The sequence below is a fragment of the Rhodopirellula sp. JB055 genome (genome assembly GCF_043100905.1).
Lineage (GTDB): Bacteria > Planctomycetota > Planctomycetia > Pirellulales > Pirellulaceae > Rhodopirellula.
In genome coordinates this window covers 1-6,050 of record NZ_JBICHO010000430.1, presented here as the reverse complement: position 1 = coordinate 6,050, position 6,050 = coordinate 1, and the positions used below count along the sequence as shown (strand labels likewise).

At 55.1% G+C, this 6,050-nt stretch carries 4 protein-coding genes; 1 reads left to right on the top strand and 3 read right to left on the bottom strand.

Annotation, left to right across the window (positions count from 1 at the left end):
• Positions 1-238 precede the first annotated feature (238 nt).
• Entirely contained in the window at positions 239-604 is a 366-nt protein-coding gene (locus tag ACF8AM_RS16955) for a hypothetical protein (protein ID WP_392556775.1), read from the bottom strand.
• A 29-nt stretch (positions 605-633) separates the two neighbouring features.
• On the opposite strand from ACF8AM_RS16955, the gene ACF8AM_RS16950 reads away from it, so the two are divergent.
• On the top strand, positions 634-1,986 hold the full coding sequence (locus ACF8AM_RS16950) for a Gfo/Idh/MocA family oxidoreductase (protein ID WP_392556774.1): 1,353 nt from the start codon (positions 634-636) through the stop codon (positions 1,984-1,986).
• Between the two features lie 123 nt (positions 1,987-2,109).
• On the opposite strand, the gene ACF8AM_RS16945 is transcribed toward ACF8AM_RS16950, so the two are convergent.
• Both ACF8AM_RS16945 and ACF8AM_RS16940 read right to left on the bottom strand, forming a co-directional pair.
• Entirely contained in the window at positions 2,110-4,755 is a 2,646-nt protein-coding gene (locus ACF8AM_RS16945) for a beta-propeller fold lactonase family protein (protein WP_392556773.1), read from the bottom strand.
• Between the two features lie 182 nt (positions 4,756-4,937).
• Positions 4,938-6,050, bottom strand: a 1,113-nt coding sequence (locus ACF8AM_RS16940) for a DUF1080 domain-containing protein (RefSeq protein WP_392556772.1), incomplete at its 5' end; no start/stop codon positions are given.

Sequence of the window (6,050 nt, the reverse complement as noted above, 5' to 3'; positions counted from 1 at the left end):
TTCTTGTACCCATTATTCATGACACGACGTATGGCGCTCTTCGAGACGTGAGTCCGCTTCTTGGCTCTCGCAGTGGTTTGGACACTGCGGAAGATACATTGGATGAGATCGCGACCAAGATAGCGGAATTGGTGACCGTCGATGATGACCTTGTCACCGAACCGCAGTTGGCGTGACGAAACGACATTACCCTGCAGTTGGCGTCGGCGATCCGATTGGCGTGAACGCGGCGTGATTCTCATTTGCCGACCAGCCAGCCTTTGCGCGGCACCTGAACTAGTAACCCTATGTTGCCTCCTCGGTGCAGATGCGTTTTCACTGTGCCGTAGTTCCGCCCCAATTTCTCGGCGACGGCCATCGTCCGAACGGGCGTTTCGCCGTCAAACATCTCTCGAACCGTTGCCGCGACTTTCTCTGGTTCGCTCAACGGTCGGTCCAAATCCGCGTCGGTGAACTCAAGCACCCAGGGAATAGTTTCCTCTCGCAATGGTTGCCACAACACTTGTGACCAACAGACGCTCGTGATTTTGACTGGAAAGCGTCGAGAGCAACGTTGCTCCGGTTCGGCTATCATGGTCGGCAAGAAATCGGAATCGTCGCCCACCTTTCTCCATCCATCTGGAACCCACCGCAGTGACCAAAACGTTGACAAACGCGAGTCGTCGTTCTTTCTTGAAAACAGCCACGATCGCCACCGCTGGCATCGGGACATTTGCACTCGAATCCGCAAACGCTGCTGAGACCAGTGACAAGGTGAACCTGGCGATCATCGGCTGCACCAACCGGGGAGCCGCCATTGGCAACGATGCGATCAAGTCCGGCTTGGCAAACGTCGTTGCACTTTGCGACGTCGATCCGTCACGCACGGATCGCTTCAAAGCCCAACACCCGGACGCGAAGGTCTATGACGACTTTCGCAAGATGTTTGATGACATGGGCGGCAAAATTGACGCCTGCACCGTCGGAACTCCCGATCACACACACTTCCCCATCGCCATGCGTGCCATCTCGGAAGGCGTGGCGGTCTACGTGGAAAAGCCGCTCGCTCACACCTTCGAAGAGTGCGAACTGTTGATCGCCGCCGAAAAGAAGCACAATGGCATTTGCCAAATGGGGAACCAAGGTCATTCGTCCTCGCAACGGATGCAGTTCAAAACTTGGGTCGACGAAGGAATCATCAAAAACGTCCGCCGCGTCGACGCTTGCATGAACAAGGGCCGTCGCTGGCATCCGTGGGGAAACGTCACGAGCTATCCCGCTGCGGAGACCATGCCGTCCGGAATGAATTGGGACGTTTGGTCGGCGACCGCACCAATGCGTGACTACAGCAAACGACTCGATGGAGGCAATTGGAGAGGTTGGTACGACTACGGCAATGGTGCCTTCGGCGATTGGGGGCCTCATACCCTGGACAGCATCCACCGTTTCCTCGAATTGGGACTGCCATACGAAGTGCGTGCCGACAAGTTGGAAGGTCCAAACGATTTGATCTATCCAATGGCAACCACCATCGCTTTCGAATTCGCGGAACGCGGACCGGGGATGCCAGCGATGTCAATCAATTGGTACGACGGCGTCAAAAACCAACCGCCACAACCCAAAGAATTGGGCAAAGGCAAATCAGTGCCGGCGTGCGGCAAAGTGATCTACAGCGATGACCTCACCTTCTTAGGTGGCACTCACAGTGCAAAGCTCAGCATTCTGTCCGATCCGGTTGAAACACCGGATGTTCCCGCAGGCGAAACCAACCAAAATCACATGAAGAACTTCTTGCTCGCTGCAATGGGCAAGGAGGAATGCAATTCCAAGTTCGCCGTTTCGGGGCCGCTCACGCAAGTCTTCATGCTCGGCTGCATCGCTCAACGGCTGGGAGGAACTTTGAAGTTCGATGCGGCAAAGCGAGAGATTACGAACAACGAACGAGCCAATCAACTTCTGAAAGGAAATCCCCCCAGAAAAGGCTGGGAAGAGTACTACACCTTGTAACTGACACTCCCCATCACCGCGTCAACCAACTGTCGTTTCGGAACGACAGTTGGCAGAGCGAGCACAGAGGCAACAGTTGCGGTCAATCGTCGGAGCGTGAATAGAATAGTCGTTTCGGACACGTCAGTCTGTCCGCGGCACACGCATGAAGATCACTTCATGACTGGAGCGAACGATTCCAAGCAGCGAGCCCGGCTGATCGTCGTCCCATGCGATGCCCTGTCCAGCTATCGGTGCGGGCAACGTCGTGACGTGCTCCAGTTCCCCGCCGTCTGCTGGCACGTTCATCACGTACAGTTCGGCATGGTCATGCCCGGTCACGTACAACTGCCCGTTCGCATCAAACGCACCACCGGAGTTACTCATCGGCAGGAAACGCTGAATCACCGATTCGGGAAAAGTCCATTCGCCAGTTTGGTTCCAGTCGTCATCGTATCGGATCAGTTTCGTGCGCCGAACCTCCGCCTCACCGTAATAGGCAAACACGATCCACCATGCGTCTTGGTGCCGATCGATCCAGTTGATTGCGCCATCGAATTCGGGGAATGGTTTTGATTGCAAGTGCTTCAGGTTTTCGGCATCGAAGATCTCAAGTGAGTTCTTCAGCGGTTTGGCGGGCCAATTGGAATTGGCACAATACAAACGCCCGTCGATGACGACACCACTGTTGAGATGTTTGATTCGCGAGTCATTGGGGGCTTCCCAGACAGCCAGTCGCTTCGCGGATTGCTTGTCGTACTGAGCGATTTTTCGATTGGAGATCGCGAAAAAGGATTGGCCGTCCACGGCAACTGCTTGGTGCGCCTCCGGGACACTGACTCGGCGCTGGGCGTGAACTGAGTCGGCAGATGCTGCTAGATCGACAAACGTGATGCTGGAAGGGTTGCCCACGGGAGCGTAATGACCGGTGAATGCCAGCAAACCGGACTTGCGATCGATTTGAAAAACGGTGACGTTGTCTGCTCGTTGATTGCAAACGTACAGGAACGTTCCACTGGGATCGAAGTTGAAACTGCGTGGGTAATTTCCTCGAGTCCACTCATTGCCCACCTGACGCAGCGTGCCGTCGGTTTGGATCGCAAAGATGCTGACGCTGTCATGGAGTCGATTGCCTGCGTACACAAACCTTCCATCCTTGGATACCAAGATCTCTGAGCAAAAATTGCTGCCGGCATAGCCTTCAGGCAGGGACGAAACGGTTTGACGCTCCGACAATTTTCCGTTTGCCGAATCGTAGTCAAACAAAACGACCGTCGAGCCTTCTTCTTGGATCGAGTACAGCCAACGCCCATTGGGATGAAAGTCAAAATGGCGCGGTCCATCGCCTGGTGGTAACGCGACGCTGGCAGGTTTGTTCGGAGTCAACTTGCCCGAGGTAGCATCGAACTTCCAGACGAAAATCCTATCGAGGCCCAGGTTCACATGCAGCACAAATCGGCCGGACGGATCCGACTGGATCATGTGGGCGTGAGTGCCATCGTGGCCGCTGATGGCGAAACTGCCTGGTGGTGCGTGAGTCGCCGTTGTGGGGCCGACTTTGCCAGAATCATGTTGAACATCGGTGGCATTCCCCAAACGGCCGTCGGACAAGATCGGAAGGACGGCGATGGAGCCGCTGAAGTAGTTGGCAACGAACAAAAATTTTCCCGACGGATGAATGCTGACGTAGGTCGGCCCATCCCCTTCCGAGCTGACGGTGTTCAGCAACGTGAGCTGCCCGTCCGCGGGATCGATCGCGAAGGCACTGACGGAACCTTGTTTGGATTCGCCAAAGCGATCGGTCTCGTTGCTCGAGTACAATCGGTCTCGCGCTTCATTGATCACCAAGCAGTCAGGACTCGATCCCAGATCGAATGTCCCGGCGGGATCCAGCGCACCACTTTCGCGATCGACTTCAAAGAGATGAATGCCGCGGCCATTGCCCTCCGGCAGATCAACTTGTGTCGGCGGGACGTCACCAAGCGGTGAACTGAATGTCCCGACGTAAGCCATCAACGGCCGATTCGAAGTCGATTCCGATGAATCGTGCTTGGGCGACCGTGGTGTGGAGCTTAGAAAACGCTTCAAAACGGGAACTTGGCTTTTCAATTCCTGGATGACAAGATCCGCCATGACGGCGGCGCCCTTTTCATTGAAATGAGTTAGGTCGCCTTCCTTGAAGTTGAACTCCATGCTGGCTTCTGGACCAAGACGGTTGTGCAGCTCAATGCTCCTGCGATGCAAGTCGAGGAACGGCACGCCCAGCTCGGCTGCAACCGTTTCTGTCGCGTCCGCCCACGGTGTCAGTGACGTGCGGATCTTGCCGTCTTTGTCAAACCGACGCCGCGTAACAGAACTGATCAAGATCGGCTCCGCACCAATCGATCTCGACTCCAGGACATATCGTTGCAAACTGTCGCGGTATGTCGTCTTGGGATCGGTTTCTCGCTCGGGGCCTTTGCCCGGCTGATCGTTGTGTCCGAACTGAATCAGAACGTAATCGGGTTTCGCTTTCAGCACGGCGGGCATGCGATTGCCGCTGTACCAGTTCTTTGAACTGGCGCCGCCTTTCGCGAAGTTCAGAACCTTGACGTCGTCGGTGAATCTTTCGCGAAACGCAGCGCCCCAACCGGATTCGTCTTCGACCGTCGAGTCGCCAATCAAAGCGATCGTGATGACTGCGTTGGATGAGGCTGGCTTGTCCTGTGCCATCACAGTGCTCGTGTTCAGCAACGCGAGAACCGACAGGCAAGCTGAGATTGCAAATTGCTTAACGAGTTTGGAATTCATTCCGCTGTAAACCATGGTGATAATTGGTGTCGCCTTGTATGAAGCAGGTACACAGGAATCATCGCGGCCAGTGAGTCGCTGGCATTCGCCACGGTTTGCACGCACAGCCAGCGTGAACGCCCAAACGGCTCACATGGTCGTGCTTCATCATTCCTGCCCACCTGCGTATCGCACCTACGGATTCACTTCCGATCGATCAGTTTCTTCATCTCGTCGGTGATCGGCATGACCTCAAAGTCTTTGAAGAACATTTCACAATCCGTGCCGCCGTGCATCTGCAAACCGAGCTTGCCGGTTCTTTCGCATTCTTCATCGATGATGTCCGACGTGCAAAATCCGTTCAGTGTTTGGACGAGGCGATCACCGTAGGCGGCCGTGCAGGTCGTGTTCCAGCCTCCGTCGCGATTACGAACCTTTTCGACGAACTCATCGTTGGTCACGATCCAACCGCGACCGGGGATCTTCTTTCCATCAATGATTCCGGCGGTATGCCAAAGAGCCGAATCCTTGCCGTTGTTTGCGATCTCGTTTTGGAAGCCGCGTAGCACCCAAGGCGCACTGGTTTCCTCCGCGCGGAAGTACAACGCACTGTTACCGCCTTGCATGCGATACGTCACCCGAGCGATGAAGTCGTCGTAGTTGTCGTTGGAAATGACCAGACCGTCTTTTCCTTGGTCTTTGGAGTGGACGCCGTGCAAAATGCCATCTTCGGTGAACGACCATTCTTTCGGCAACACGAACTTCGCGTCCTGAAGTTGGTAGTTGCCGTCTTCGCCTTTGTCAAAGAACGACTTCCACTGGCTTTCACCCAAATCCTTGATGCGGATGTTCTTCCAAGCAACGGAGCCCGATTTGCCTGCGTGAATTTGTAGCCCCAGAAAACCCTTCATGGAAAAACTGTCGAACATGTCGACGACCAAGTGGCCGTTCAACCAAGTCTTGATCGAGGGGCCGACACACTGGATTTCCAATTCGTTCCATTCGCCTTGGCGGCAATTCTTTTGTGCGGCAGCAAGGCGTTCCTCAGGCGTGTAGGCGTCCAGCCAAATGATGCCATGTTTGTGACCGCGTCGGCCTTCGTCGTAGATGCGACCGGTCATGTCGCCCCCCGGACGCATTTCTGCTTGATAGCCAAAGACTCGTTCTCGATCTCCTTCTGGGCGAGCTGCGGAGCGGAATTGAACGCCCGAGTTGCCAGCTTCCAGGAATTTGTACTGCAGTTTCAAAATAAAGTCGCCAAACTCCTGTTCGGAGCACATGAAAGTGTTGCCAGGAGTGTTGGGCACACACTCGCC

What these genes read in the sequence shown, in the direction of transcription:
- ACF8AM_RS16945 (WP_392556773.1), bottom strand. Translation starts at nt 4,755, where the DNA reads ATGAATTCCAAACTCGTTAAGCAATTTGCAATCTCAGCTTGCCTGTCG.